Genomic DNA, 1,231 nt, shown 5'->3' on the forward strand with positions numbered 1-1,231 from the left:
GGCCTTCCGTCTGGTCTACTATGCTGTGCCGGCGGTTCTGGCCGTCTTGCTGATGGTCTTTCCCGGACTGCTGCCGGCAAGGGTTTCAGCCGCCGGCGAAACAGACCTTATGGGCAGCCGCAGCCTGCCGCCAGCCGCCCTGCCCGGCAGCCGGGCATGCTCTGAAACCGGGATTATCCGGCAGAACGGCGGCCATGTGCAGGCCTTTGGCCTCAACCAGATTGCTCTGCTGGACAGCCCGCAGGCATCGATTGCACTGTTTGACCCCCTGTCGGGCCTTGCAGCCGAGACCTTTGCTTCGCTGGCCCACCATGCCCAAGGCCGCAATGCCGCCGCCTGCTATTACAAATGCGGCAGACGCACTGCGCTGCACGCCCGCAAGGCCGGCTGGCGCGTTCTGCGGATCGCCGAAGACGCGGTATTGAACCCGCTTGAATTCTCCGAGAGCGGTTCTTCCCGCCGCCAGTTGCGCCGCAAACTGCGTCATGCAGAGAAGGCAGGCATTGACGTTTGCCGCGCCGCGGCCCGGATGCCCTTTGATCAGATGCGGGACGTCGACGCAGCCTGGCAATCCGCACATGGCGGCGCCTATGGAACCACGATGGGCAGGTACGATCCCGGCTATCTTGCCACCCAGGAATTGACCCTGGCATTCCTGGACGGGAAGCTGATCGGCTTTGCCAGCTTTCACACATCCGCCTGTGAATGGTGCCTGGATCTGATCCGGATGCGCCCTGATGTCCCGGACGGGACCGGCCATGCGCTGGTGCGGGCCGGCATTGCCGCTGCCGCTGCTGAAAATATCCCGCGCTTGTCGCTGGCGGCCGTGCCTGATCACCGTTTGGCTAAAGGCGTGGACCGGGGCTTGCGCCGGTTCAAGGCCTGCTTTGCGCCAAGGTGGGAGCCGCGCTATATGGCAGCGCCCAGCTGGCTGCAGATGGTGCTTTGCATCGGGGAGCTTCTGCGCCTGGTGCACCGCCCGCCCGCCGTTCTCCAGGCTGTCCCCGCGGCGCCCGCTCATAATGAAGATGAAGAAAATGAAATTGCCCTTGCCCGCCCGGCATGAGACAGGGAACACAGACCGATTTGCCGCCCTGCCCGTCCGGGCGGCCTGCTGACACGGGATCAAACCGATGACAAACACTTTCAAACAGCTGCTGGAAACCAAAGACGCTCTGCTGGCGGATGGTGCAACCGGCACCAATCTGTTCGCCATGGGCCTGCAGTCCGG

At 63.9% G+C, this 1,231-nt stretch carries 1 protein-coding gene; it reads left to right on the forward strand.

The annotated features are described in order from the left end of the window. Positions 1-1,066: DUF2156 domain-containing protein (locus A2I95_RS39640; RefSeq protein ID WP_291737834.1), on the forward strand; the 1,066-nt coding region annotated here is incomplete at its 5' end. Positions 1,067-1,231 lie beyond the last annotated feature (165 nt).

Source organism: Leisingera sp. F5, assembly GCF_001593695.1.